Source organism: Acetobacterium malicum subsp. dehalogenans DSM 11527 (assembly GCF_000472665.1).
Lineage (GTDB): Bacteria > Bacillota > Clostridia > Eubacteriales > Eubacteriaceae > Acetobacterium > Acetobacterium malicum.
The window spans coordinates 19,163-45,335 of the sequence record NZ_AXAC01000032.1 but is presented as its reverse complement, the minus strand read 5'-3'; the positions used below and the strand labels follow the sequence as shown (position 1 = coordinate 45,335).

General features: G+C 43.9%; 24 protein-coding genes. 13 read left to right on the top strand and 11 right to left on the bottom strand.

Annotated features, from left to right (window positions below; genetic code table 11):
• Positions 1 to 121: 121 nt before the first annotated feature.
• On the top strand, positions 122 to 883 hold the full coding sequence (locus A3KS_RS0112885) for an NAD(P)H-dependent oxidoreductase (RefSeq protein WP_026395268.1): 762 nt from the start codon (positions 122 to 124) through the stop codon (positions 881 to 883).
• Here A3KS_RS0112885 and A3KS_RS23245 read toward each other — a convergent pair.
• Both A3KS_RS23245 and A3KS_RS0112880 read right to left on the bottom strand, forming a co-directional pair.
• Positions 787 to 1,164: an L-threonylcarbamoyladenylate synthase gene (locus A3KS_RS23245; protein ID WP_084505001.1), complete on the bottom strand. Its 378-nt coding sequence runs from the start codon at positions 1,162 to 1,164 to the stop codon at positions 787 to 789. The two genes, A3KS_RS0112885 and A3KS_RS23245, sit on opposite strands and share 97 nt — an antisense overlap.
• An 85-nt stretch (positions 1,165 to 1,249) precedes the next feature.
• The gene (locus A3KS_RS0112880) at positions 1,250 to 2,239 is read right to left on the bottom strand and encodes a 2-hydroxyacid dehydrogenase (protein ID WP_026395267.1); all 990 of its coding nucleotides are present in this window, start codon (positions 2,237 to 2,239) and stop codon (positions 1,250 to 1,252) included.
• Positions 2,240 to 2,541: 302 nt separating this feature from the next.
• Between A3KS_RS0112880 and A3KS_RS0112875 the strand changes: the two genes are divergently transcribed.
• Complete coding sequence (locus A3KS_RS0112875) at positions 2,542 to 3,585, top strand: hypothetical protein (protein ID WP_051355868.1); 1,044 nt, start codon at positions 2,542 to 2,544, stop codon at positions 3,583 to 3,585.
• Positions 3,586 to 3,626: 41 nt separating this feature from the next.
• Here the strand turns inward: A3KS_RS0112875 and A3KS_RS21260 are convergent, their stop codons facing one another.
• From A3KS_RS21260 to A3KS_RS22720, 3 genes are all read right to left on the bottom strand, one after another.
• On the bottom strand, positions 3,627 to 3,959 hold the full coding sequence (locus A3KS_RS21260) for a hypothetical protein (protein WP_051355867.1): 333 nt from the start codon (positions 3,957 to 3,959) through the stop codon (positions 3,627 to 3,629).
• Between the two features lie 297 nt (positions 3,960 to 4,256).
• Positions 4,257 to 5,195, bottom strand: coding sequence for a CHAP domain-containing protein (locus A3KS_RS0112865; RefSeq protein WP_026395265.1), 939 nt, complete (start codon positions 5,193 to 5,195; stop codon positions 4,257 to 4,259).
• Positions 5,196 to 5,868: 673 nt separating this feature from the next.
• Positions 5,869 to 8,280, bottom strand: a complete 2,412-nt coding sequence (locus A3KS_RS22720) for an EAL domain-containing protein (protein ID WP_026395264.1) — start codon at positions 8,278 to 8,280, stop codon at positions 5,869 to 5,871.
• 334 nt (positions 8,281 to 8,614) lie between these two features.
• Between A3KS_RS22720 and rsmA the strand changes: the two genes are divergently transcribed.
• From rsmA to A3KS_RS0112845, 3 genes are read left to right on the top strand one after another with little or no spacing between them, the layout of a single operon-like run.
• A complete protein-coding gene (gene rsmA / locus A3KS_RS0112855; RefSeq protein ID WP_026395263.1) occupies positions 8,615 to 9,499 on the top strand; it encodes a 16S rRNA (adenine(1518)-N(6)/adenine(1519)-N(6))-dimethyltransferase RsmA in 885 nt (294 codons plus the stop codon).
• 29 nt (positions 9,500 to 9,528) lie between these two features.
• The gene (locus tag A3KS_RS21250; RefSeq protein WP_051355866.1) at positions 9,529 to 10,590 is read left to right on the top strand and encodes an ABC transporter ATP-binding protein; all 1,062 of its coding nucleotides are present in this window, start codon (positions 9,529 to 9,531) and stop codon (positions 10,588 to 10,590) included.
• Positions 10,587 to 11,387, top strand: a complete 801-nt coding sequence (locus tag A3KS_RS0112845; protein WP_026395262.1) for a hypothetical protein — start codon at positions 10,587 to 10,589, stop codon at positions 11,385 to 11,387. The genes A3KS_RS21250 and A3KS_RS0112845 overlap by 4 nt, the downstream gene beginning before the upstream one ends.
• Positions 11,388 to 11,517: 130 nt before the next feature.
• On the opposite strand, the gene A3KS_RS0112840 is transcribed toward A3KS_RS0112845, so the two are convergent.
• Complete coding sequence (locus A3KS_RS0112840) at positions 11,518 to 12,411, bottom strand: fumarylacetoacetate hydrolase family protein (RefSeq protein ID WP_026395261.1); 894 nt, start codon at positions 12,409 to 12,411, stop codon at positions 11,518 to 11,520.
• Positions 12,412 to 12,729: 318 nt separating this feature from the next.
• Between A3KS_RS0112840 and pyrB the strand changes: the two genes are divergently transcribed.
• From pyrB to A3KS_RS0112800, 8 genes are read left to right on the top strand one after another with little or no spacing between them, the layout of a single operon-like run.
• Positions 12,730 to 13,656: an aspartate carbamoyltransferase gene (gene pyrB, locus A3KS_RS0112835; RefSeq protein ID WP_026395260.1), complete on the top strand. Its 927-nt coding sequence runs from the start codon at positions 12,730 to 12,732 to the stop codon at positions 13,654 to 13,656.
• Positions 13,653 to 14,087, top strand: a complete 435-nt coding sequence (locus A3KS_RS0112830) for an aspartate carbamoyltransferase regulatory subunit (protein ID WP_026395259.1) — start codon at positions 13,653 to 13,655, stop codon at positions 14,085 to 14,087. The genes pyrB and A3KS_RS0112830 overlap by 4 nt, the downstream gene beginning before the upstream one ends.
• 13 nt (positions 14,088 to 14,100) lie before the next feature.
• A complete protein-coding gene (locus A3KS_RS0112825) occupies positions 14,101 to 15,273 on the top strand; it encodes a dihydroorotase (RefSeq protein WP_026395258.1) in 1,173 nt (390 codons plus the stop codon).
• Entirely contained in the window at positions 15,248 to 16,108 is an 861-nt protein-coding gene (gene pyrF / locus A3KS_RS0112820; RefSeq protein WP_051355865.1) for an orotidine-5'-phosphate decarboxylase, read from the top strand. The genes A3KS_RS0112825 and pyrF overlap by 26 nt, the downstream gene beginning before the upstream one ends.
• Positions 16,099 to 16,800, top strand: a complete 702-nt coding sequence (locus tag A3KS_RS0112815) for a dihydroorotate dehydrogenase electron transfer subunit (RefSeq protein ID WP_026395256.1) — start codon at positions 16,099 to 16,101, stop codon at positions 16,798 to 16,800. The genes pyrF and A3KS_RS0112815 overlap by 10 nt, the downstream gene beginning before the upstream one ends.
• Positions 16,793 to 17,710, top strand: coding sequence for a dihydroorotate dehydrogenase (locus A3KS_RS0112810; protein WP_051355864.1), 918 nt, complete (start codon positions 16,793 to 16,795; stop codon positions 17,708 to 17,710). The genes A3KS_RS0112815 and A3KS_RS0112810 overlap by 8 nt, the downstream gene beginning before the upstream one ends.
• Positions 17,711 to 17,724: 14 nt before the next feature.
• Positions 17,725 to 18,300 carry an orotate phosphoribosyltransferase gene (pyrE, locus tag A3KS_RS0112805; RefSeq protein ID WP_026395254.1) on the top strand — a complete coding sequence of 192 codons (576 nt, stop codon included), beginning with the start codon at positions 17,725 to 17,727 and terminating at the stop codon, positions 18,298 to 18,300.
• Positions 18,301 to 18,330: 30 nt separating this feature from the next.
• The gene (locus A3KS_RS0112800) at positions 18,331 to 18,852 is read left to right on the top strand and encodes a type 1 glutamine amidotransferase domain-containing protein (protein ID WP_026395253.1); all 522 of its coding nucleotides are present in this window, start codon (positions 18,331 to 18,333) and stop codon (positions 18,850 to 18,852) included.
• Positions 18,853 to 18,910: 58 nt separating this feature from the next.
• Here A3KS_RS0112800 and A3KS_RS0112795 read toward each other — a convergent pair whose 3' ends face one another.
• The 5 genes from A3KS_RS0112795 to ltaE all read right to left on the bottom strand — a co-directional run bounded on the left by A3KS_RS0112795 (position 18,911) and on the right by ltaE (position 25,918).
• Positions 18,911 to 19,159 carry a CPF_0552 family protein gene (locus A3KS_RS0112795; protein WP_026395252.1) on the bottom strand — a complete coding sequence of 83 codons (249 nt, stop codon included), beginning with the start codon at positions 19,157 to 19,159 and terminating at the stop codon, positions 18,911 to 18,913.
• A 69-nt stretch (positions 19,160 to 19,228) separates the two neighbouring features.
• Positions 19,229 to 20,614, bottom strand: coding sequence for a diguanylate cyclase domain-containing protein (locus A3KS_RS21245; protein WP_084504999.1), 1,386 nt, complete (start codon positions 20,612 to 20,614; stop codon positions 19,229 to 19,231).
• A gap of 75 nt (positions 20,615 to 20,689) precedes the next feature.
• Positions 20,690 to 23,431, bottom strand: coding sequence for a methyl-accepting chemotaxis protein (locus tag A3KS_RS22715; RefSeq protein ID WP_084505003.1), 2,742 nt, complete (start codon positions 23,429 to 23,431; stop codon positions 20,690 to 20,692).
• A 240-nt stretch (positions 23,432 to 23,671) separates the two neighbouring features.
• Positions 23,672 to 24,790: a hypothetical protein gene (locus tag A3KS_RS0112780; protein ID WP_026395251.1), complete on the bottom strand. Its 1,119-nt coding sequence runs from the start codon at positions 24,788 to 24,790 to the stop codon at positions 23,672 to 23,674.
• Between the two features lie 96 nt (positions 24,791 to 24,886).
• Positions 24,887 to 25,918: a low-specificity L-threonine aldolase gene (gene ltaE / locus A3KS_RS0112775; protein WP_026395250.1), complete on the bottom strand. Its 1,032-nt coding sequence runs from the start codon at positions 25,916 to 25,918 to the stop codon at positions 24,887 to 24,889.
• Between the last annotated feature and the right edge of the window lie 255 nt (positions 25,919 to 26,173).

Here is a 26,173-nt window from a genome sequence, read left to right as displayed (position 1 = left end):
TGTGTTTTGTGATTGTATCATGATAAACATCGTAAAACAATAAAAAAGGTCAGGGCGCAGCTTGACAATTTGGTAAAAATAATCAATGAAATTCAAAATTATTAAGTAAAGTGAGGTTAGTATGAAAGTTATTGCAATTATGGGAAGCCCTCACAAAGGGAGAGGTTATGAAATCGTTCAGAAGATTGAGGCTGAACTCTCACGTTTGGATGAGGTTGAATTTTCATACATTTTTTTGAAAGACGCAGATTTAAAACTGTGTCAGGGCTGTTTTGTCTGCATTGGTAAAGGGGAGCAGTTATGCCCACTAAAGGATGACAAAAACAGCATCGAAGCAGAAATATTAAGCGCCGACGGCGTCATTCTCAGTACCCCGGGTTATGCCATGAATGTCAGTGCGATGATGAAAAATTTTATTGATCGCTTTGCCCACAGTCTGCATCGTCCGAAGTTTTTTAATCAATCATTGATGCTGGTTGCAAATGGTGGTTCCGGCTTATCTAAGGTTAATTCATCCATGGGGATGACCTTAGGCGGCAGCCGTAGGGTTTGTGAATTGAAGGTCACTAGCACTCCATGGGAAGCCACAAAAAACTATGAGCAACAGGTTCAGAAAGACATCGAAAAAGCTGCAGATCGTCTTTATCGATCCATGAAAAACAAAAAGCTTGATTCACCATCGCTGGGTAACCTGATCTGGTTCCGGATCTTTAAAAAAATGGCCAGTCTTTCTGAGCACAACCTGCCAGCAGATTACGAATATTATCAAACTAGAAGCGCTTATTTTTATCCGACCCGAGTGAATCCCATTAAAAACGGAGTGGCGGGGATCATCGCAAATATCGGGGTGGCCACCATGAAAAAGCAAGTCAAATTCAAATAGGGTTTTAGGCAGCACGTTTTAAGACGAATGTTGTGTTGCCTAGTTGGTTTTAAATTATGATATTGGAGCGGACTTACTGCTGGACTATGACGAATTTCTCTTAATCGTCGTAGCGCTGAGGCGTTGAAGGCATCACAGACCACCACATAAATAGTCAGGGTTGGCATCACAACAATCTTACCATCGCGGATTGCCTGGGCGGCTTTTTCATAGGCTTCAGGGCTGGCTTGCAGAATCTGTACGTTGGGATAAGCGTCGTTAACCGAATTTTTTGTATCCATCGGGGCAGAACCTCCATTCAATAATTTATTTCACTAATTTTGGTTGATTGAAATAGGAATCGGTAGCTGGTACAGTGTTAATGGATTATAAACCATTAACACTATTTATTGGGCGGGCACCTTTTGAAACCGCTAAAATATTCGCCCAGACTGTTTTATGCATTTTTTCGAAAGCCGGTTTCGTAGTTCCACCAATATGGGGGCTGAATAGCAGTTTATAATGACAGTTTTCCGGAAGATTGAGCAGCGGATTATCCAACATAACCGGTTCCGGGTACAGGGTGTCGAGACCAGCTCCTGCTATCTGTCCATCCGATAATGCGGCGACCAGATCTTCCTGAACAACCAGCTCGCCCCGGGCAGTATTGATCAGCAGAGCCGACGGCTTCATCAGTGATAGCAAGTCTGCGTTGATCAGGCCAGTGGTTTCCGGAGTTACCGGTAAATGGAGACTGATGATATCGCACTGTTTGCAGAGTACTTCCAGCGGCAGATAGCTAAGACCCAATTCGTTCTCAACTGTATTTTTTCGGGAACGATTGAAATAACTGAGCTGTGCACCAAAAGGCTTCAAACGTTTAGCGGTCTCAAGAGCAATGGAACCCATGCCGACCAGTCCCACATGACAGGAACCCAGTTCCGGAATACCATCCAGAATAAACGAACCTTTGGCCTTGATCTGTTGACCACTACGCACCATCTGATCCCCTTCCAGGAGCCGTCGCTGCAGGCCCAAGATCAGCAGAATCGTTTGCTCTGCCACAGCCGCAGAGTTGGCGGCGGTATTATTACAGACATAGATGTTTTTTTCTTTAGCGGTCTGTATATCAATTTTATTATAGCCTACACCTTCAGAATGGATGAGTTTGAGATTTGGCATACCATCAATCAGTGTTTTGCTGATCTCCCGGACGGCATCCGCAAAAATAAAATCAGCATCGCCGGCGGCTTGCAGTACCGCATCATCAGTATCCAGATTTTCACCGAAAATAAGTTCCCAGTCTTTCGGGATGCCTGATAAATCAGAAAATTTTTCCACGCGTTTCGTAGATGTTAGAATCAGTACCTTTGTCACACTGTTACCTCCGTTATTTTAATAGATTCTATTATATTATAGCAATGATTTAAGCACAACTAAATATGTTCCAGTTTGGTTATGGGAAAACAGGGGTTTGAATTCGTTAAGAGTAAATAGAGGAAATGGTCCACCCAATTTAATCGGGGAGGGTCAATTTTTTTAACCGTTTTACGATTCATTTTTTTTATGGTATAATTTAATTACAATAGCCGTGGGCAGAGGCAATCTGATTCCGATTCAGGGGGACGAGAAGAGACAATCGTACCAGACTGTTGTGGTCATAAAGAACAGGAGAAAAAATGATTGAATTAATAAAAGCCGCGGTTATCCATAAAACCTTCGGTACTGGAAAGATTAAAGAAGTAGAAAATGGTCACGTCGTAATTGATTTTGGAATGAGTGATTCAGGAGAACCTACTGAAAAGAAGTTTGTCTATCCAGATGCCTTTAAAAATTTTTTGAAAATCAATGATCCGGCAATTGCTGAACAGGTGGATAGCCTGATAAAAATCAATGATGAAGAGGAATTAAAACGCCAGGAATTGAATGAACAGGATAAACGGGAAAAAAGAGTAGCCCACATAAAGGCGCTGGAAGAAGCGAAGAAAAAGTTACCTGCCAAAGCTAAGACGAAAAAAACCAACACCCGGCAGAACATTGCCTTTAAACTGAACTATTGTGATGGGGGACAAGCCCCGGAACAAATCGGGTTTAACGGTATTTGCAGTGATGCAACGATTCGATATAATATCGAAAAAGAGAAACGGATCTGGTGCGGCAGCAAGGAATGCCTCTGCTCCCAATACCTCGCTGGAGATATCGATCGAACGACTTTGGATGATTCATTAGTGGATGACAATTTTGGCTGCTATGAAAGTCAGCTGTTGAAAAGCTGGAAAATTCTGGCAGGCGAAGATGGAGACGGTAAAACAAGAAAGATCAAGAGTGCCCGGCGCAACAGTCTGGCAGTACTCACCACCCGGCTGCCAAATACTAAGGAAGCGGAACGAATCATTTTTGGCGTATTTATTATTGATGCTGTGTTAGAAGGGAATGATCGTGAGTCAGGTTATGTTTCAACTCAATCAACGGATAAAATCACGCTGACACTTGAAGAAGCCAAAAATATGCCATTCTGGAATTACCATGCTAATTCGACAAGCAAAGCATCAGCAAAATGGGGCTCAGGTTTGTTTCGATATATGGATGATACCCAGGCCGTTGCGTTGTTGCAGGATTTGATGAAGATTAAACAAGACACTCCGGATGCCCAATTAGCCAAAGATCTGCTGGAGACTTATTGTCGGAATAACCTCATTGAATTAAGTGCTGTTTCGCAATAATAAGTAAAAAAACAACGATGTCGCCATCGTTGTTTTTTTATTCATATGGATTTAAATTTTATGGCCTTCATCTGGGTATCAAAGTAGAAATCACCAGCAGCCGAAACCATTTCTGACCAGTTCAGAAATTTGCTGTTTTGCTGAACCCAGTCATCCATTGCAGTAACCGGGATAAGCTCAAAATCCTGCTGGGTGGCAACTGCAAATCCGGCGGATTGCAAAAAATCTTCAAGGCAGGAGAAGACAGTGTATTTTTTCATAAACGCTGGGGTTAAGTAGTTTTTAATCAAATCAAGATCGTCTCGAATTCCGATCACCGAACCGTCATCTGTTGGCAGATTTGAATGGCCAGATTGAGTTTCAAGGGTTTTCATTAGCTACCTCCTGGAAATTTGGTATGGTTAAACGTAATTTGTATATTCATCTTATATCGTTTTAACCGATGTGACAAGAAAAATATGATCTTTATGACATCGTTAGCCATAATTTATTTGAATATCATAAGCAATTGAAAGAAATATGAGGATTCTATCAATCACTTCAACGAATCCAATGAGAACTTTGAAGTAATTTTTAGTTGTGGTTATTTCAACGATTGTTAAATATAAAAACCTTCCATGGGCATATACAGATGCAAATGGAAGGTTTTTCGTTTTAGATGGAAAAGTTACTTAGCTTTCAAGGGCAACTTCACCCAGGCTGGTAAAGGTGTCAGCTTTGGTGATGGCGGTACCAGTCATTGTATAGTGACCGGCATTGTCATACACATAAACATGGACATTGTAGTCACCAAGTTCGGTATTGTGATCGCTGTAAGGGATAAAACAGCTGGCCACATTGCCTTCAACGGTTCCTTCATGCCAGATTAAATCATCCTGTCCGCCATTTTCGGTCCAGACTGGAAAGTAAACCTGACCGATACCGCTTAAGTCGTCAGAAACCAGAGCGGTGATCTTAATTCCTTCGCCTTGATAGTCGGTTACGAGAACATCTGATAAGGCTGGGGGAGTTGTATCCGCTGCGGCATCAATATAATCCCCGATGTAGATATAACCCTGGAAACCGCCGACAGAGGTGGCATCCTCAGCACCAATGGTATAGGTGTAATTTTGGAAAAAGATACCGCTATAGGTGGATTCGGAAAGGGTGACGGTATTGCCGTTGATGGCTTCAACAATCGCCACATGCCCATCTGAACTGCCGCCCCAACAGATAACAGCGCCAAGTTTTGGCGTCGATCCGGATGGATAATAGCCAGTGCTTTGATTATAGGCCCACCAGGAATTAGCATTACCCATAGCTAAATTTGGGGTACTTCCCAAAATTTCATAAGCTCGACCAAAGGCATAGGCGGTACAATTCGGCAAACCATAGCCACCTTGTGAATAGGGATTATTGGCAAAGTAATAGGCATTATCTGAGCCAGGTCCTGTCGTTCGAGCTGAAAACAATTTAGGCAGAGGTGCTGCTTCTTCAGCTGTTTCTACCGCCTGAGCGATTTGCGTCAAATCCACCTCGGCTTCTTCTGCCATAACAGCGCCCGGCGCCATGCCCAGGCATAAAACAAAGGCAAGACTCACGCATGCGTTTTTTATTAAGTTTTTCTTCATTTGACCTCCAATGTCAAAACATGATGGTGTCACTGTATGGTGTGTGACTTAAATGCATCATTGATTGTTGCAATTTATTTACAAATTGGCAATGCGTATAATACAATAGACCCGGATAATTTGCAAGCTTGAGGTTAAACATATTTAAGAAAACTTCTCAGTAGGGTTGTGGCTAAAATTCTTAAAATGAAAAAAACGGCATTAAAAAAGGGAATGCGTAAGAAGACTGCTTAGTAGACTGTAAACTCTGACATAATAATCAGTAAAAACGATTAATTTTAGCTTAAGTTAAAATGAAATAACTTGTCAATCAGTAAAAATGAGAGTCATGAATGAGTCATGACTGCGTTTTCTTTTTTAATTAAATGCCATTGATTTTCGAATAAATCCGAGTAAAAATATTCGAATTTTCAGAAATGTTGCCCCAGCACAAGCTCTGGAGGCAGTGTAAGAGCATCTGCGGCAATAAAAAAACGATGGGGTAGACGAGTTGGGAATAAAAAATAGTTAGTCTTTTTTGAGAAAAGGTTCTTTCGCTTCAAAAAAATGACATGATGGTATTATCAATATGAAAAAACCGACAATTGAAACTCAATCGTCGGTTTTTGTGGAGGGGAGAATTACATTTGATTCGCTGGCGTTTCCTGTTCAATTTAAATGTGAAGGCTTAGCTTTATGGATATTCGCTGAGAACTGCGGTGAGATTCAGTTCTGAGACGGGTTTAGAAAAATAGTAGCCCTGTATTTTATTACAGGGGAGGTCCTTTAAGATTTCTAACTGATCTATGGTTTCGACACCTTCAACCACAATTTTAAGTCCAATGTTTTTGGCGATCTGAATTACATTTTCCACGATTTTTAAAGAAAGTTTATCCGTGGCAATATCATCTATAAATGACTTGTCCAGTTTGACGGTAGTGATTGGCAGTGCTTTTAAATAGGTCAGGGAGGAATAACCAGTACCGAAATCGTCCAGCGCAATGCTGATGTTTTTTTCTCTGAGGAAGTTGAGTTTCTCATAGGCTATTGACATGGAGTTCATCAGCATGGTTTCAGTAATCTCCAATTCCAGAAGACACGGATCTAATCCTGTTTCCTCCAGTACTTTGGTTACCTTCTCTTCAAAGTCGTCATTTAAAAGCTGAAAAGTTGAGATGTTTACAGCAATGGAATAACAGGATTGGTGCGTGAGATTATAGTTTCGGATAAATCGGCAGGATTCTTCAAGAATCCAGTCGCCCAATTCAATGATGAGGTTGGATTCCTCAGCAATGCGAATAAACTCAAGTGGGGGGATAAATCCGCGCTCATCATGATTCCATCGTACCAGGGCTTCAAAACCATCATAGCGGTTTGAAGCCAGGTCAAATTTTGGCTGATAATAGATCTCCAATTGTTTGTTCTTCAGAGCTTGTTTTAAATCCTGTTGCAATGAAGCTTTCCGCTGGATGATCTCATTCATGGACGGGTTAAAAACCATAAAATTATTTTTGCCATTCATTTTAACTTGATTCATGGCAAGTTCAGCCTTCTTAAGTAGTTGTTCCAGATTATCCTGACATTCTTTGGTACAGATTTTACATTTTTTACCGTCGCAATATTCATTGCCGGACACCCCGATACTGACACTGGCACTGATAATCTGCTCGCCAATTGTGATGGCTTTCTCAAATTCTTTGATAATCGATTTGGCTAGATATTGAATTTCATCAGGATCATAGCTGCCGCTTTTGCAGATAGCGAACTCATCTCCAGAAATCCGGTACACCTCATAGTTGGGGTAGCGACTGAAAAGCCCTTTTAAAATCTTCCCAACTTGGAGGAGCAGACTGTCCCCGACATTGTGACCGAATAAGTTGTTGATGTATTTTAAGTTATCAACATCAATATAATATACCTGTTTTAAGGTGTTGCTATTATCGGTAAGGGGAACGTTCTGGTATTTTTTATATAGCGAGACCCGATTTGGCAAACCCGTGATGGAATCAATATAAGCTGCTGTTTCCAAATTTTTTTTGCCAGTTACCAATTCATTGATCATGTCATACATAGTCGTTTGAAGCATTTCAATTTCTTCATATTTGGCCTTTGGCATATTTTCAAGTACCGTGTATTGACCGTGAGAGATCATTTTCATGGCATCAGCAACCCAACGGATGGGATTGGTAATATTGATTCTCAACCAGTGGTTAGAGATTACATAAAAAAAGAGCAGCAGGAGGAAGCCTAAAATCGCGATATAGAGAATAATCTGGTTCCGGATCGTGTAAATGGAGACCATGGATTTACCAACAAATAGGACTCCAACGACCTCATCACGGGGATTTAAAACCGGGGTATAGGCAACCAGATAGGGGTCTCCCAGGATTTCGGCCTTTCCAGTATAGGCAAGTTTCTGATCCAGAACCATATCGGCGATGGACGGATCCAGAGTTGTGCCAATCTGGTTTTCATTGTTTTTGACAATCGTGGTGGCAATCCGGGTATTACCAGCAAATACCGTTGCTTCCAGAGCGGCTGTATTTTTCATATAGTCCACTCTTTTTTGATCAGCCAGATTTATCCCCATCAACAGCGTGCCAGCAGGGCTCTGGTCTGATCCTGTCAGCGGGTAGCGGCAGAACAGATGTAGTCCCAGCTGGGTATCTCCATCAATCCAGAAATAGGGTTTTGTTGTTGATAAAACGGCGTTTTGGGAAGCCAGGTTTATAATACTCGGATCCGTTAAAATTTCTTCGTAGCTATTGCCGTCCAGGTAAGTTATCTGGACAAACTCGAGAGCATCATTATTTGCGTGTCCAATATATTGATGAAGTGCCTGGATTGAAGTCGGATCGTTTTTGACAAGCAAATGATTTTCGGGATCAGCCAACCCATCTGAGAAGGAAAGAAGCCAGTCCTCGTTTTCTTCAATGATCATTTCTTCAAACTCAGTAATTCCGGTTGCAACCATTCGGGTCATTTCATTTTCGTAAATGGAAAAAAAGATGTTTATGGCAACGAAACAACCAATGGTGACAATTAAAAGAATAATACCGAGAATAAACAGGTTTATTTTTGAATGAAGGGTGTTTTTTTTAAACATCATTTTCTCCCTGGCCAGGGCGTCGCTCCAGCAGTTTAAGGTTTTAACCAGACAATAATTAGAATGATTCTCTTATAAGTATTATATACTTCCACCTGCCGGGTTACAAGATATTATTACTTCAATCAGAAAATATCATAAGTGATAGGAATCCGGAAAAGGAGGTCTATTTTAAAATAATGTCAAATAATGTAAAAGTCTGGGTCTTTCAATAGCGAATTAGTGATAAGGTCTTCCCGTGGGATTAAATAAAGTGTATAATAGTTAAGTTGTGAAACGAAGCCTCATGAGGTCTTTCGTAAAGCGTAAATAGTTGTAAAACGAAAGGAAATGAATGGAAAAATTAACATCACCAAGGGTCATTGAATCATTGTTAAAAAAATATGATCTCCACTTCAATAAGCGATTTGGACAAAATTTTTTAATTGATGAAAATATTGTTCAAAAGATTGTAAAAGCTGGAGATGTGGGCGAAAGCGATCTGGTGCTGGAAATCGGTCCGGGAATTGGAACCATGACCCAGGCGCTCAGTGACCATGCCGGCAAAGTAATTACGGTTGAAATAGATAAAAAACTGATACCAGTGCTCCACGAGACTCTGAATGAATGTGACAATGTCGAAATTATCCAGGGCGATATCTTAAAAACTGACGTCAAGGCGATACTGGGTGACCATCTTGGCAAGATGCCCCTTAAAATTGTGGCTAACTTGCCCTATTATATTACCACTCCCATCATTATGGGGTTTCTGGAATCCGATCTGCCCATTGAGAGCATGACCTTCCTGATTCAAAAAGAGGTAGGTGAGCGTCTGTGTGGGGTTCCTGGAACGAAAGCTTATGGATCACTGAGTATCGTGGCACAGTTTTATGCCGATATATCCATTGATTTCGATGTGCCGTCCCATGTGTTTATTCCCAAACCCAAGGTTGACTCCATTGTTGTAACGTTGAAAAAACTGAAAACACCCAAAATTGAATTGGAAAATAAGGAATTGTTTTTATCGATTGTTAAAGCCAGTTTTCTGAACCGACGAAAAACTCTGATCAATGGGTTGACTATGAATACCCCCTTTGACAAAGCGGTCTTACTGGATGCTCTGGAGGTTTGTCACATCGCACCGGGGATCCGGGGGGAAACGCTCACTGGATCAGATTTTGGTCGAATTGCCAATGAATTGAACAAACGGGTTGACACATTGGTTGAACCCATCGTTTAGAAGGAATAATTTGTTTTAAGGAGAAATAAATGATTGAGTTAAAGGATGTAACCCTTAAATATTCAAGCACAAAAGGTATTTTCAACTTAAACTTTAATGTTGAAAAAGGTGAGGCTTTTGGATATGTTGGGCCTAACGATGCCGGTAAGACAACCACCATCCGGATGCTGATGGGATTGATCCGAGCTGGGCGGGGCAGCGCCACCATCGACGGATTAAACTGTTTTTCCAGGGCTTCAGCAATTCAAAAACATCTTGGTTATGTGCCTGAAGATGTGGTTCTTTTTGAAAATATGCGGGTCAAAGAATACCTCAATTTTATCACTCAGATGCGCGGAATCTTTGGTCAGAAAGATAGCAAGCTCCGAGATTCACTGATTGAACGATTTGAGGTGGAGACCCGGGGGAAAATTGAAAATATGTCAAATGGCATGAAAAAAAGACTGGCCATTGTCACGGCCCTGATGCATGATCCTCAAACCCTGGTACTGGATGAACCCACCAGTGGACTGGATCCGCTGATGCAGTCCCGGTTCTTAGACCTTATTCTGGAAGAGAAGCGGCGGGGCAAAACAGTTTTGTTGTCGACGCATAAATTTGAAGAAGTGGAACGAACCTGCGATCGGGTCGGGGTTCTTAAAGAAGGCCATCTGGTGGAAAATATGGATATTGTCAGCCTCCGGGCCGAAGAAACCAAGGCATATCTGGTTAAATTTGCCGCACCACCGAATTTGGAACAAATTAAAAAATATGGTTTCGGCTATCAGCAGTTTTCACAGAGCGACTATGAAATCTTTTCACCCGGTGATCGGATTGACGTTCTGATGAAGGTATTATCCCATGAAAAGGTACTAGTGTTTAATTCGAAAAATCAATCTTTGGAAGAAATTTTTCAAAAGCATTATCAGAAGGAAATAAAACCTCAAGAAATCAAAAGAGAAGTAAGAGATATAGAAGTAAAACCGAAAGAGGAAAAATCTAAAGAAGTAAAACCAAATGAAAAAAAACCGAAATTGTTCCAGAAAAAAGAAGTGAAGAGTAAAGTCCTACCCAATCAGGAAGAGAAAGTCAGCGAGGTGAAAAAAGCATGAGTATACCATTGTTTCTGAAAAATATAAAAAACAATACCCTGCTGTTACTGGTTTTTGCCGCTCTGATGTCCATTTATCTGGCTGTTATTATCTATATCTACGACCCCAGTGGGGTTGGGGCAATGGTGGATATGATGTCGATCTTACCGGCGGTGCTGGTTAATGCCATGGGTTTTGGCACCATCGACAGTGGCCTGACCGGATTTATTGCCAGCCTCTTTTATGGTTTTCTGATTTATCTGTTTCCTATGGTTTACTGTATTATTCTGGCCAACCGGCTGGTGGCGAAGTGGGTTTATGAAGGTTCCTTTACCAGTTTGCTGTGTACCCCAAACAGCCGGATTAAAATCATTGTGACCCAGGGTATCTATCTGCTGGCGTCGATTGCGGTGTTATTTACGGTGCTTTTTTTAGTCGGTTATGGAATGAGTGAACAGTTCTTTCCGGGAATGCTTGAAGTTAAAGTATTTTTGAAATTGAATTTAGGTGCCTGTCTGATGACCATGACCATCGGCATGTTCTGTTTTTTCTTTTCCTGTTTATTTAACAGCACCAAACCGGCATTGTTCTTTGGTGCCGTGATTCCGATTGGATTCTTTATCTTGAATACCCTCAGCAAGTTGTCAGAGCGGACCGCTTTTTTAGGGAAATTTTCCCTATATAGTGCTTTTGACGGTCTGGCCATTGTCAATGGACAGGCTAACATTACCCTGATCATTGGCGGCTTTGCGATTTTTATTGGGGTATTGTTTGTCGCTGCTGTCGGGGTGTTTAGTTTGAAACGACTGCCTGTTTAAAACACAGAAAAGTTTGAGTGGGTAGCGGTCAAACCGCGTTCATCCGCAAAAATCAAGTTCTATAAAAAAAAAGCCAGCATCATCTCGGGGCCAGACCCCCAGAGAATGCTGGCTTTTTTAAAAATTCTATTTATTCAATGGTGTTACGCAGGATCCCAATTTTTTCGATTTCCGCTTCAATCTGATCCCCATGTTTGAGGAATTGTGGTGGATCCAGGGCAAAGCCCACTCCAGCAGGCGTTCCGGTGAGAATGATATCGCCCGGCAGCAGAGTCATCCCCTGGGACAGGTCGCTGATAATGGAGGGGATGTCAAAAATCATTCGTGCTGTATTGGAATGCTGACGTACCTCGCCATTGATCCGACAGGTGATGTCCAGGTCAAAGGGAATTTTCAAATCGTTTTTGTGAAGGATTCGCGGGCCCAGGGGACAGAAGGTATCCAATGATTTGCCCTTATACCATTGAGAATGCTTTTTCTGGAGATCCCGGGCGGTGATGTCGTTGGCAATGGTGTAGCCAAAAATGTAATCTTCAGCTTCTCCTTTGGGAATATCGGCCCCCTCTTTGCCAATCACAATGGCCAGTTCCACTTCATAGTCGATTTGCTTGGTGGCCTTGGCATGGGATAGAATCACCGTATCCGGCCCGGTAACTGAGGTGGGCAGTTTGGAAAAATAAATCGGATTTTCCGGCACATCTCCCATGGAGGGAATATTCTTGATTTCTTTGGCGTGATCCGCATAGTTTTTACCCAGACAAAAAATATTTCTTGGCGGTTTGGGAATTGGCGCCAACAACTTGACCAAACCCAGATTGATGCCCAGATTCTGATGCTCAGTCATGACTTTCTTGATGTTTGCCAGCAGTTCATCGGTGGCCAGGGGAATAAAGTCGATCAGACGCTCGGGAAATTTGAGACCCATCAGCTTACCAATGGTAGTAATCGGTAAAACCTTGGTTTCATCGGCGGTTAAAATGCCGCCTTCACTAAATGCATTATATTGATAAGTTACGAAATACATAGAACCCTCCTTTTTCTTCTTATCATACCATTATCTGCTTCGAAATTCCAGTCAAATCCTTCAGGTTGCGGCCATTGACTTCAAAGTCCAAATATTATCTTAAGATAACGGTTTCTTTTAATCAAAGTTCATTGACAATTTTGACTAATTAAATTATGATTATTGTAATTAAGTATGCAGGCTTTGTAAAGCGAGGCATAAAGGTGCAAAAGGAACGATACATATAATGAGGGAAAATGCCTGTTAGAAAGTATGCCGCTATTTTTATAAAGCGGCTTGTTTTTTGCCCATAATTGTGTTTATGATAGGAGGAACATTATGTTAAAAGGAAGACATTTAATCGAGCCTGGAGACTTTCAACTAAACGAAATTGAATCGATTATGCAGCTGGCTGATAATATTATTGCAGACCCCGAGGGTTATTCTTTGGTTTGCAAGGGGAAATTATTAGCCAGCCTTTTTTATGAGCCTTCCACCCGGACCCGGTTCAGTTTTGAAGCGGCGATGCTGCGTTTAGGCGGGGAAATCATCGGCTTTGATGATCCCAATAATTCGTCGGTGTCCAAGGGCGAAAGTCTGGGCGATACCATAAGGACCATTGAGTGCTATTCAGACATTGCAGTAATCCGACATCCCCGGGAGGGAACCGCCCGGCTGGTCTCCAAATTCGCCAACGAAATGCCGATTATCAATGCCGGCGATGGCGGCCATGAACATCCCACCCAAACTTTAACCGATCTGCTGACGATTCGAAAATTCAAGGGCAGCTGTGACAACCATGTGGTGGGCGTTTGCGGCGATTTACTTTTTGGCCGAACCATCCATTCGCTGGTTAAAACCCTGAGCCGTTACCAGGGCATCCGGTTTGTTTTTATTTCTCCCACCGAACTGAAAATGCCCGCCCATATTCTCAATCAGCTGGATCCCAAAAGCTATCAGGAAACCACCAGCCTGGATGAGGTCATTAACTCACTGGATATTCTCTATATGTCCCGGGTTCAACGGGAACGGTTTGTCAGTGAGGAAGAATATCTGCGTTTGAAAAACTATTATATTCTGGATAAGAAAAAAATGAAGGGGGCCAAGCCGGACATGATTGTGATGCATCCCTTACCCCGGGTCAATGAAATTGCCACCGAGGTAGATGCGGATCCCCGGGCTGTTTATTTTGCCCAGGCCAAATATGGGATGTATGTACGGATGGCTCTGATTGCCAAACTTCTGGGTGTGGAGGATAGAAAATGATCAACGTATCGAAACTGAAAAAAGGTATCATCATCGACCATATTGAAGCGGGACACGGGTTTGAGATTTACAAGGAACTCCATCTCAACGACATTGACGATGTGGTAGTGCTACTCAAAAATATTCCCAGTAAAAAGATGAAGCAAAAGGATTTAATCAAAATCGAAACCGATATGCAGATTGACATGACGGTTCTGGGTCTAATCGATCCCAATGTCACCATTAACTTTGTCAAAAATGGCGAATTGTACAAAAAAATAAGTTTGACCTTGCCTAAGGTTGTCAATGGTATCATGACCTGCAAAAATCCCCGTTGTATTACCCAGTACGAGGATGTGAAGGAAATTAAATTCTTTCTGGTAAATGAAGATAAAAAACAATACCGCTGTGAGTACTGCGACGCCTATACCACTTTTATTGACGAAGAATAACGAAGGAGGAAAGATGAAAACCTTAATCAAGAACGTTGAAATGGTTGATGCCGACGGAAGACGGTTTGGCAAGGTATTGATTGAAGACGGAAAAATAAAAAAAGTGTATAAAGAAAAAGGAAACGTCAAGTCTGAATATGATCAGGAAATCGATGGCCGGGGTTATCTGCTGATGCCGGGGTTTATTGATATGCACTGTCATTTGCGGGATCCGGGCTTTGAATACAAAGAAACCATCGAAACTGGGATGCAGGCGGCGCTAAAAGGTGGCTTTACGACACTGGTAGCAATGGCCAATACTAAACCCTTTATGGATGAGGCCGCTCTTGTTAATGCCAATCTGGACAAAGCCGAAGCGCTGCAGCTTTGTAACCTGATCCAGGTGGCGGCACTGACAAAAGAGTTTAATGATTCAAATCTGGTCGATATCGAATCCTTGCGGCCCCTGACCAATGTCTTTTCCAACGACGGGGTTTCAATTATGAATCCGGACATCATGGTGGCGGGACTTAAGGCTTCAACTGAGCATGATTTTATTCTGTTAACCCATTGCCAGCCGGAAACTGAACTGGTGCGACGAGATGTTAAGTTACTGGAAGAAATCGGTGGTCATCTGCATGTTTGCCATATCAGCAAAAAAGATACTCTGGAGCTGATTGAAGAAGCCAAGAATAAGGGTCTCGATATCACCTGCGAAGTAACCCCCCATCACATCTTTGCTTCGGCGATGGACTACAAGGTCAATCCGCCGTTTCGGACTTATCCCGACCGCCGGGCTCTAATCGAAGGGATCAAAGCCGGCATCATCGATATGTGTGGGACGGATCATGCCCCCCATTCCGAAGAAGATAAGCTAAAAGGGGCCCCGGGAATCAACAACTTTGAAATGGCCTTTGCGATGTATTATACGGTCTTTGAGCAGAACGGCATTAGTCTGGAAAAGCTCAGTGAGATGCTCAGCAACGCTCCAGCCAAACGCCTGGGTCTTAAAGCCGGGTTAATTAAAGAACGCTACCCGGCGGATCTGGTGCTGGTGGATCTGAACTGGGAAGGAAAAATCAATCCCAAAGAATTTGTCTCAAAAAGTAAAAACAATCCCTTTGGCGGCGAGACCCTAAAAGGAAAAGTAATGATGACCATGGTGAAGGGAGAAATAAAATATGATGATAATGGACCGGCTCTATAATGAAGCCGTAAAAAAAGGACCGATTTGTGTGGGTCTGGATACAACCTTAAAATTTTTGCCAAAATACCTGCTTAGTAAGGACTGGTCCGATGGTGAGAAAATAACCGAATTCAATAAAAAAACTATCGATGTCACCGAGGATCTGGCGGCGGCCTATAAGGTTCAGATTGCCTGTTACGAGTCACTGGGACTGGACGGCATGAAGGCCTATAGCGAAACGGTTAAATATGCCCGAAGCAAAGGCATTGTCGTGATTGGCGATGTGAAGCGGGGCGATATTTCGTCCACCGGCGATCAGTATGCCAAAGGTCACTTCACGGGTGATTTCGAAGTCGATATCATGACTGTTAACGCTTATATGGGCGAAGATGCCGTATCACCTTACTATCAATATATAAAAGAAAACAACAAGGGCATTTTTGTCCTGCAACGAACATCCAACCCGTCAGCGGTGGATCTCCAGAATCTGCAGGTAGGGGCTGACACCATCTACGAAATTATGGGGGATAAAATCGAAGCCTGGGGAAGTGTTTTCCGCGGCGAAAACGGCTTTTCGGCCATCGGCTCGGTGGTCGGACTGACCCGTCCCGATGAGTTCGAAGCGATTCGGGCCCGTTGTCCCCATACCTTCTTTTTAGTACCAGGCTACGGTGCCCAGGGTGGAACCGGGGAGGACATTGCCAATATTCTGAAAAAATCCCGGTGTGCGGTGGTTAACTCATCCCGGGGACTGATCACCGGTCATCAAAAGGCTGGCTGCGAAGATGAGGGCTTTGCCGAGCATATTAGAAACGCCACTCTGGCAATGCAGGAGGATATTCTTAAATGGCTGTAATCCTAAGTAATACCCTTGTGTCAGCGGGGATATTTAAAATGACCGTGGCGTTTACCGGAGTAGTAAAACCGGGTCAATTCTTTATGTTACGCGCCTGGGACAAGGACCCGCTGCTGTCCCGTCCGATCAGTGTTCATAATTACGAACCCGGTCAGCTCACCTTTTTATACCAGGTGGTAGGAAAAGGCACCGAAATACTATCCCGGCTTCAAGCCGATGATGAGGTGACCATTCAAGGTCCCTACGGCAATGGTTTTCCGGAAATCACCGGCGACCTGTGCGTAGTTGGCGGCGGCATCGGGACAGCGCCGCTTTATTATCTGGTAAGACACTATCGGGACCAAAACCCCACCGGTAAGTGCCGGGTCTATCTGGGCTTCCGGGATATCGCCTATGGAGTTGATGCCTTTGCCGCACTGGCCGATGAGGTGGTGCTTGATGTCGGGGGCATTATCACCCACAAACTTACCGTTTTACCGGGTGAAACGGTGGTGACCTGTGGGCCGGAAATTATGATGGCAGCGGTGGCTAAAGCCGTGCCGGCTGAGAATACCGTGTACGTTTCGCTGGAAGCCCATATGGCCTGCGGGATCGGTGCCTGTTTGGGTTGTACCTGCGAAACCCGCTCTGGCAATAAAAAAGTCTGCAAGGACGGCCCTGTGTTTGGCCGGGAGGAGGTCTTTAATGTCTAACTATCTGGAAACAAAATTTAACGACATCCTCTTTAAAAATCCGGTGATTCCGGCTTCAGGAACCTTCGGGTTTGGTCGGGAGTATGAAGCCTTTTATGATCTGGCTAAACTTGGTGGCCTTTGCTCTAAGGGACTGACCTTAGAGCCCAAATCGGGAAATACCGGGATGCGGCTCTGGGAAACCCCGGCCGGGCTGATGAACAGCATCGGTCTGGAAAACCCGGGAATCGATGCCTTTATCGAAAATGAATGGCCCCATCTTAAAGAAATTGATACTGTAACGATTGTTAACGTCGGCGGCAAGGATGAAGAATCATATCTCACCGCGATTGAAAAACTCAATGCCATCGATGCCCAGCTGATTGAGCTGAACATTTCCTGTCCCAATGTCAAAGCCGGGGGCATGGCCTACGGCATTAAGGCCGAAACCGCTGGCGAGATCACCAGAAAAGTGGTGGAACTCTCCCGTCATCCGATTATGGTCAAATTGTCGCCCAATGGTGAAGCGGTGGCCGATATTGCCCGGGCCTGTGAAGCCGCCGGTGCCCAGGGTATTTCGCTGATCAATACGCTACAGGGAATGGCTATTGATTACAAGAAAAAAGCAGTTGTCTTTGACAACCTCTATGCCGGTCTTTCGGGCCCTGCGGTGAAACCCATTGCCCTGCGGATGACCCATCAGGTTTGTCAGGCGGTGAAAATTCCGGTGATGGCCATGGGTGGCATCAGCGACTGGAAAGATGCCCTGGAATTTATTATGGCCGGGGCAACCTGTATTCAAATCGGTACCATCAACTTCAACAACCCGATGGCGCCCCTTGAGATCATTGATGGACTTGAAGCCTATTGTATTCACGAAGGACTGGCCAATATCGGCGAAGTCCGGGGAATTGTTCAATTTAAAATATAGAAATGAGGAATAATATGAGTCAGGAAATATTAGAAGTATTAAAAGAAACCGATGCCTTTTTGGAAGGACATTTTTTATTATCATCTGGTAAGCACAGCGACCAGTATGTCCAATGCGCCAAGGTGCTGCGTTTTCCGGATGCTGCCGCCAAGGTCCTGGCACCGGTTGTCGAGCAGCTAAAAGCGCTGGAAATAGACAAGGTAGTTGGCCCAGCCATGGGCGGTGTCATCGTATCCTACGAAATCGGCCGACAATTGGGCAAAGAATCCATTTTTACCGAACGTAAAGATGGCCTGATGGAACTGCGACGCGGCTTTGAAATCAAACCCGGCGAACGGGTCATCATCACCGAAGATGTCGTCACTACCGGAAAATCAACCATTGAAACAAAAAAAGTGCTGGAAGAGCTGGGCGCCGTCGTTCTTGGTGTGGCCTGCATCGCCGACCGCCGGGCAGCTGGGGTTGAAATCAACATGCCCATTTACTCCGCCATCAAACTGGAAATCACCGCCTGGGACCCCGACGACTGTCCCGTCTGCAAAGCCGGTCAAGTTGCCCTGGTTAAACCCGGTTCCAGAGGAAATGCCTAAAAAATAAACCAAAAACAGGAGGAAAACAAGATGAAAAACAAAAAGATTATCGCGTTAATCAGTAATGATTTTGAAGATCTTGAATTATGGTACCCGGTGCTGCGCCTACGGGAAGAAGGGGTTACCGTTCATGTTGTAGGGGAGGAAGCTGGCAAAAAGTACATCGGTAAATACGGTGTGCCCTGCGTCTCCGACCTGGCCTATACTGACATCAATCCTGATGATTATGACGGGATTCTGGTTCCCGGCGGTTGGGCGCCCGATGCGATCCGTCGTTTCCCGGTGGTCCTGGAGATGATCCGCAACCTCGACAAACGAAAACGGGTCATTGGCGAAATCTGTCATGCCGGCTGGGTGTTGATTTCCGCTGGAATCCTCAAAGGAAAAAATGTCACCAGCACTCCTGGTATTAAAGATGATATGACTAACGCCGGGGCCATCTGGCATGATACGCCTTCGATTATCGACGGCCACATCGTGTCAAGCCGCCGGCCCCCGGATCTGCCAGAATATATGATTGATTATATTAAAGTCCTGAAAGCTCAGGATTGAGCAGATAAGTTACAAAACAAAAAGCCACTCAAATGAGTGGCTTTTTGTTTTGTTTAAATTAGAACTCCATTTTTCTGACGACAACTGAACCGAGTGCTGATAAATCTTTTTCTAGGATTTCAATTTCGGCGTCAGAACCCGGCAGAAATTCTAAAATGATCAATCCACTGGTACTACAGAGACTATCAGATGATTCATGTAAGCCAAGACGCGTCTTAATGATACAACCATTTTTTGTTAACAGTTCTTGAACCTTTAAAGCCTCGTTTTCACGATTTCCTACTTGGATTCCAATAATTTTTTTCATTACAAATCCTCCTCTTACAAATAGTTTTGATTCATTATACACTTGGATTAAATATGAATCAATCTAAATTCATAAAGAATGAGGATTATTTTGAAATATTATTGAAGACAAATCTGACCAGACAGAGATCCGGTTTCGCCCGGTTTCTTTGGCCTGGTAAAGGGCTTCGTCGGCTTGTCGTAACAGGTTGTCAAAAGAGTTCTCATCCATCGGATTGGAAGAAACAACCCCAACCGAGACGGTAACCACCTCATTGACGGGAGAGGATTCGTGCGGAATACTCAAATTCTGAACCGCCTCTCGCAAGGCTTCGGCGACGTTTTGAGCCCCTTTGGTATTAGTGTTGGGGAGCAGGCAGACGAACTCTTCGCCGCCCCAACGGGCCGCCAGATCCTTGGGGCGCTTAAGCGTCGCAGACAGGGCAGTAGCGACTTTTTTGAGACAAGTATCGCCCTCCAGATGACCATAGGTATCATTGTAAAATTTAAAATGGTCAATATCAAGTAAAAGTACGGATAAAATCGTTCCAGTTCGCTTGGCTTTTTTTATTTCCAGCGTCATGGTATCATCAAAACGTCGGCGATTAGCGATCTGAGTCAGCTGATCCACATCAGTATTGATTTTTAGGGTGTCCTGATAATATTTTACAGCCAGATGATTCTTGATCTTGGCCTTGATAATCGGAATGCTGAAAGGTTTGGTAATATAATCGATGGCTCCCAGGGTTAAGCCAAACTCAATGTCCTTGGCGGCGGTCAGGGAGGTAAGAAAAATCACTGGGATATCTTTTGTTTTTGCACCCCGGTTCAGTCGTCGGCAAATCTCATAGCCGTCGATTTCAGGCATGATAATATCCAATAGGATAAGATCCGGGGGATCATTGGAATTGCAAATGGATAGTGCTTCTTTGCCGTTATGGGAAATAAGGACCTCGTAGTCCTCGATCAAAGCGGCTTCCATTATTTTTGTGTTAAGCGGAGAGTCGTCAACCACCAGAATTTTCTGACGGATCGGACAGAGATCTTCCAGATCGTTCTGGAGAGGGTTTTGTACAAGGTGTTTTCGGATCTCTTTTAATCCAGCGGCAGAGAGCTTTGTGTGGGTGATATCGACCCCAGCCACATAGGCGTAGTTGTCATGGCAGTTAAATTCCCAGTCGACGTATCGGTAGCTGCCATCTTTAGAACGGAAACGATTAGAAAAGGTAAGCCGATGGCTGGTGTGCAGCAACTCTGAAAAAACGAAGGCGGTGGCATCCCGATCGTCAGGGTGAGCGTATTCGATGATATTTGTATCCGACAGTTCTTCGGCAGTGTAACCGAAGGTTTTTTCCCAGGAACTGTTGACTTTTTCAAACCATCCGTCAATATTCAGGATGCATAAAAGACCAGGGCTCAGGGCGAAAATGCGGTTGAGAATTTGCTGTGGGCTGTTCGTGGCAAAAAAATCTTCCATGGGCAGTCATTCCAATCAATGATTAAATTTATTTTATTAATTATAACACGCATCGCTTATAGGTGGATAGAAAAATTAATATTTATCATGATCCAAATCATCAAGAACAATCACCAGTTCCGTTGGATGCAATCCTTCAGTTAACGTTTTTGGAAGTGGAACAGGGTTGGTTTTTGTTGACGCAGCGTGCTTAAGTTTAAATGCGCCCACCATTTCTTTGAGCATTTCGGCCTGACTGGATAATTCTTGACTGGCAGCAGCGCTTTCTTCCGCGGTGGCTGAGTTTGTCTGGACTACCTGAGAAACCTGATCCAGCCCCATGGTAATCTGAGCGATTTCAGACGCCTGATCATTGGAAGCCCGGGCAATGCTCTCGACCAGACTAGCGACTTTTTCGATTTGATTGAGAATTTCTTTTAAACCAGTGGCCGTTTCATCAGCAATTTTTGTACCGGCTTCAACCTTGGTAATAGAACCTTCGATGAGAACTGTAGTTTCTTTAGCGGCTTCGGCACTTCTTGCCGCCAGAGTACGAACCTCTTCGGCGACCACGGCAAAGCCTTTGCCGTGCTGACCGGCCCGGGCAGCTTCCACCGCAGCATTTAAGGCCAGGATGTTCGTCTGGAAGGCGATATCATCGATAACCTTGATGACCTTTGAAATATTATGAGAGGATTCGTTAATATCGGCCATGGAGGCGACCATTTTTTTCATTTGCTGATTGCCGGATTGGGCATTGACGCGGACCTCAATAGCCCGGTCATTGGCTTCATTGGCATTAATGGCATTACGTTTTGTTTCGGTCGCTACTTCTTCAATGGAAGCACTGAGCTCTTGAATAGAACTGGCCTGTTCAGTGGTACCCTGGGATAATTGCTGGCCGCCATCGGAAATCTGTCGGGAACCAGATTCGACCTGAACGGCAGCATCGTTAATTTCACCCATGACCGTACTGAGGCGGGTTGTAATATCATTAATAGCATATTTAATGGCGATGAAATCGCCGCGATAGTGATTGGTGATTTCCCGACTCAGATCGCCCTGACCAATCCGTTCCAGGTTAGTAGTTATGTCGTCAACATATTGTTTGAGGAAGGCGATGGTGCGGTTCATATCGTCTTTTATTTTTCCGTGTTGCCCTTTGAAATCACCCTTCATGGTGATAGTTAAATTCCCCTGAGCCAATTGATTCAGCGTCGCTGAAGCGGCCCGGATGGGATCAATAACCACATCCAGAGTATCATTAAAGCCCTCAATGACCCGGGCGTATTCGCCAGGAAATTGAGTCGCATCGCTCCGATGGTCAAGATCGCCTTCGACGGCCATTCGGGCCATGGATTGGGTCTCATTAACGAGCATCACGATATTCTGTATCATCCCTACCAGGCTGGGAATCAATTGATCGTTATCGCTACGTTTGCCCGTGGTACTGAGATCGTCAAGATCCTGCATATCACCGTTGGCGATATTGTTGATGATTTCCATAATATGAACCAGTTTGTTGTTGACCCGGTTGATGGAATCGGATATTTCGGCAAAGATGCCACAATAATTTCCGGTGATGGACTGGGAAAAATCATTGACGCTGATCCGGGCTAGGATCTGATTCCCTTCTTCCAGAGCTCCCAGACCATCAATGCAGGCATTGATGTTGTTTTTAATGGTGTTGAAATCACCTTGATAAGGGGCGGTTATTTTTGGTGGTATTTCACCATTGCCAATTCGGTGGATATAGTCGGCGGCTACATGTAGGGGCTTGATGACAGCATCCAGCGTGTCATTAACGCCCTGGACGATTTCTTTAAAACCGCCCTGGAAATTATCAGTATTGCCCCGGGTTTCCAGACGTCCGGCCACTGCAGCGACAGAGAGGCGATTGGCTTCCACAATCAGATCACGAATATTTTCGATGGTCTGTTTAAGTGCCGGGGTAATTTCATCCCGTGAACCCTGGGGCGAAATCTCGGTTGAGAGATCTCCGGCAGCAATCTGGTTCAGTGTTCCAATCAGAACCAGCTGAAGGGTATCAGCAAAATTATCTAAGGCAACCGCCATTTCACCAATTTCATTGGTCGGTTTCATATTTAGTCGGATCCCCAAATAGCCCTGGTTCATTTCCTGAATCATCTGGTTAACCCGGTAAATAGGCTTGGTAATCGACTGTGATAGTTTATAAAGGATCAGGGCCAGAACTAAAAACACCAGCAAGCCAATCCCGGCGATCAGCATAATATTTTTGGTGACAGCTGCAAAAACATTTTCCATGGAGTAGCCAATATCAATCGCCCCAACTAGTTCACCATTAATTGTCATGGGATACAGCACATCATAAACGATTACATCTTGTGATTCATAATAGTATTCCGATGCCGAGGCAATCCCATCCTGGGCAGCAGCTTTCATGCTGTCATCATCGGAATAGTCGTTGCCGATGTCTTCTTTGATACTATCGGCGATGTCGATCACATTCTTGTCGATGATGGCGATATAGACAATGCTTTCATCATCAGCCATTTTATCAATCTGCGATTGATAACTGAATTCAGCTTCGAATTTTTCTCTTTGTTCGGCCGTTACCCCAGAAGTTGATGCGGCCAACGCTTCAACGGCATTGGCGTTGTTTTCCAGCTGGGTGACAAATCGCTGGGAAGTTGTAAAGCCATTATTTTTTAATTCTTCCAGCAGACTGTCGCGAATTAAATAAGAAGATACGGCACCAATGGCAACAATGCCCATAAAAAGGCAAAACAGGGGGACAATTAGCAGTTTAAACTGAATCGAGTCAGATTTTTTCATTTTTGTAGTTTGTTTGTTCATTTTCATCTGTTCATCCTTCATTATATAGCGTTTGGGTCTGAAAAGTTTATCCTTTACGGCCTCTGATATTATTTCAATTATACATGGAGGTTTCTTTTAAGTCAAAATGATTAACGTGTTAAAAATAGTCCAATCAATAGAAAAAAGCAATTGTCGCCGCCGCCTGATCAGGTCGACAATGCTAACAATTGCTTTTGGTGGACGGTCGTAGCAGCTTGGATGATCGACAAGAAGCAGCTTTTACTGTTCTACAAAATCAACAATGATTTCGATCAGGTCCATAGCCAGTTTATTGTAACGATCCCCAGTGAGGTCGTCAGTTCCTGAATAAATTAAAACAAAAGACTTGGCATTGAGACCGACGCCAATTTTTATTCGGGGCTTGTCGATAAAGGCCACCGGGATATTGTCGTTTCTCAGGGTAATATACATTTTTTCCTTGTCGGCAAAAAGTTTCACCAGGGTCCGTCCGTCTTCAGCTTTAATACTATAAGAACCATTGAAGGTGATAACCTTGCTGGTGGTAAGTCGATCACCCAGCGATACTAAAAACTCCTCCAGATTCAGCTTTAGTTCCGGGTGCCATTGATCCAGAACGATAGTTCGAATGGTGGGGTCATTATTGCTGGAACCCGTTTCCGCCGGTAAATGTAAAACGTTCTCTTTTGCGGTGGTATAATATCCTTTTCGGGGATCAACCAGCTTCTGTTCCTCAAGCATGGCAAAAGAAATCAAGCCGAAGGATTGTTTTTCGGCCCGCCAGCCACTGACGCCAATGGGGGGAAGGAAGTTGGCATTTTTAAAGGGTTGAATATCGGTGGGGTCGTTGGTCATGGCGACAAACAAAAAATCCGGATTGTATCCGAATTTATCAATACAGAGTTTGATCATGACGGGTTTTTTGAGTACCTTAGGCACGTCGTGATAGAGTTTGTACGCTTCGTCCACATCTTCAATAAATCCGCCGTCTTTTTGATAGTGATAGGCTTTGGCCAAACGGTACATTAGAGCCAAACGAATATTCAGTTTATCACCGACATCTTTGTATTTATTGGGAAAGAGTTTTATATTCAGTTTTTCCGACGCGTCATCATAAGCCGAAATTTTTGATTCCACAAAAATCACATGCCGCTGGAGGCTTTTTTCTTCGGCAATGATGACCAGATTAGGTTTGCCGAACTGTCCCAGGGACGGTTCAATGATAAAGCTGATTTTGACAATATCCGGCAGCCATTCAGGCTTGAAGTCATCGGTGAATTTAATTGTGTTTAAAAACTTTAATTGTTTTTCGAAATCGGTTTCCATATCAAGTATGATGCTGTTCACAACACCTTGGTTACCGTAGAAAGTGGTTGTCATAAAGAATCCTCCATTTGTAGTGAGTTTAGTATACCACGTCAAGTCCAACTATAAAAGGATTTTGATGCATTGACTCATGAAAATGAAGGGTAAAAATCAGGAATATCGGGAAACAAGAGTCTTCATGCTTTCAATGACCCAATCGATGTCGTCAGAGCTGACACCGTGATTGGTAACAAAGCGATACTCGCCATCTTCCTGTCCGCTGATTTTAACATTCTTCTCCAACAGACCGGCGACCAGAGCAGATTCAGTGATAACCGATTCCGGCAGCGTAAAAAAGACCATGTTAATATCCAAACGATTCCGCAGGACCGAACAGGAGTCAATTTCTTCCAGCCGATTGGCCAGATAGCGGGCATTCTGGTGATCTTCTTCCAGTCGTGAGACCATCTCAGTAAGACCGATGATGCCGGCAGCGGCCAGAATGCCTGCCTGACGGAGGCCACCGCCCATCAGCTTTCTGTTTTTGCGGGCTTTTTTAATAAATTTTTTGGTTCCCAGCAGCAGCGAGCCTACCGGTGCGCACAGTCCCTTGGAAAGACAGACATTGACCGAATCGCCCTGAGCCGCAATTTCTTTAGCCTCGACACCAAGGGCAAGGGCGGCATTAAAAATTCGGGCACCATCAATATGGACCGGGATGTTTTGGGATTGAGCCAACGCATACACCGCTTCCATATTGGCCAGGGGAACAGTTTTTCCTGATGATTGGGCATTTTCCATACAGATCAGGCCGGTATCCGGGAAGTGAATGTCATCGCCCCGGAGCATCAGCCCCAGTTTTTCCACATCGATGCCATCATCCAGAACCGGGAAGGTCCTGATCTGAACGCCAGAAAGAACAGCAGCTGCGCCCACCTCATGCATTAGGATATGGCAGGCATCACCGACCAGGACCTCGTTTCCTCTTTGGGTATGAGTCATAATCGCCAGTTGATTGCCAAAGGTTCCGGAGGGGACAAACAAAGCAGCCTCCTTTCCCAGCAATTCGGCGGCCAGTTTTTCCAGTTGGTTGACAGTGGGATCATCCCCATAGACATCATCGCCCACCGGTGCATTGGCCATGGCAACCCGCATGGATGGGGTTGGTTGAGTAACAGTATCACTTCTTAAATCAATGATCATTTCAATATCTCCTCATATCTGCTAAACTTAATCTCTATCGATATTATATGTTTTTATGGCTTTTTTTACCAGACTAAAATTTAAGCAAGTTTGCAGTTAATCCTAAAATAGTCAGGTAGCTGATAAATGATAATATAATGACGGATGGATTCGTCGTTAATCGCAGCCTTTTTACGTTTATCTAAATTTCTGAAAAAAAGTTAGTTGAATCAAAAAAAATGCTGGTGTTTTATGTTACAATCGTAATTAAAATAT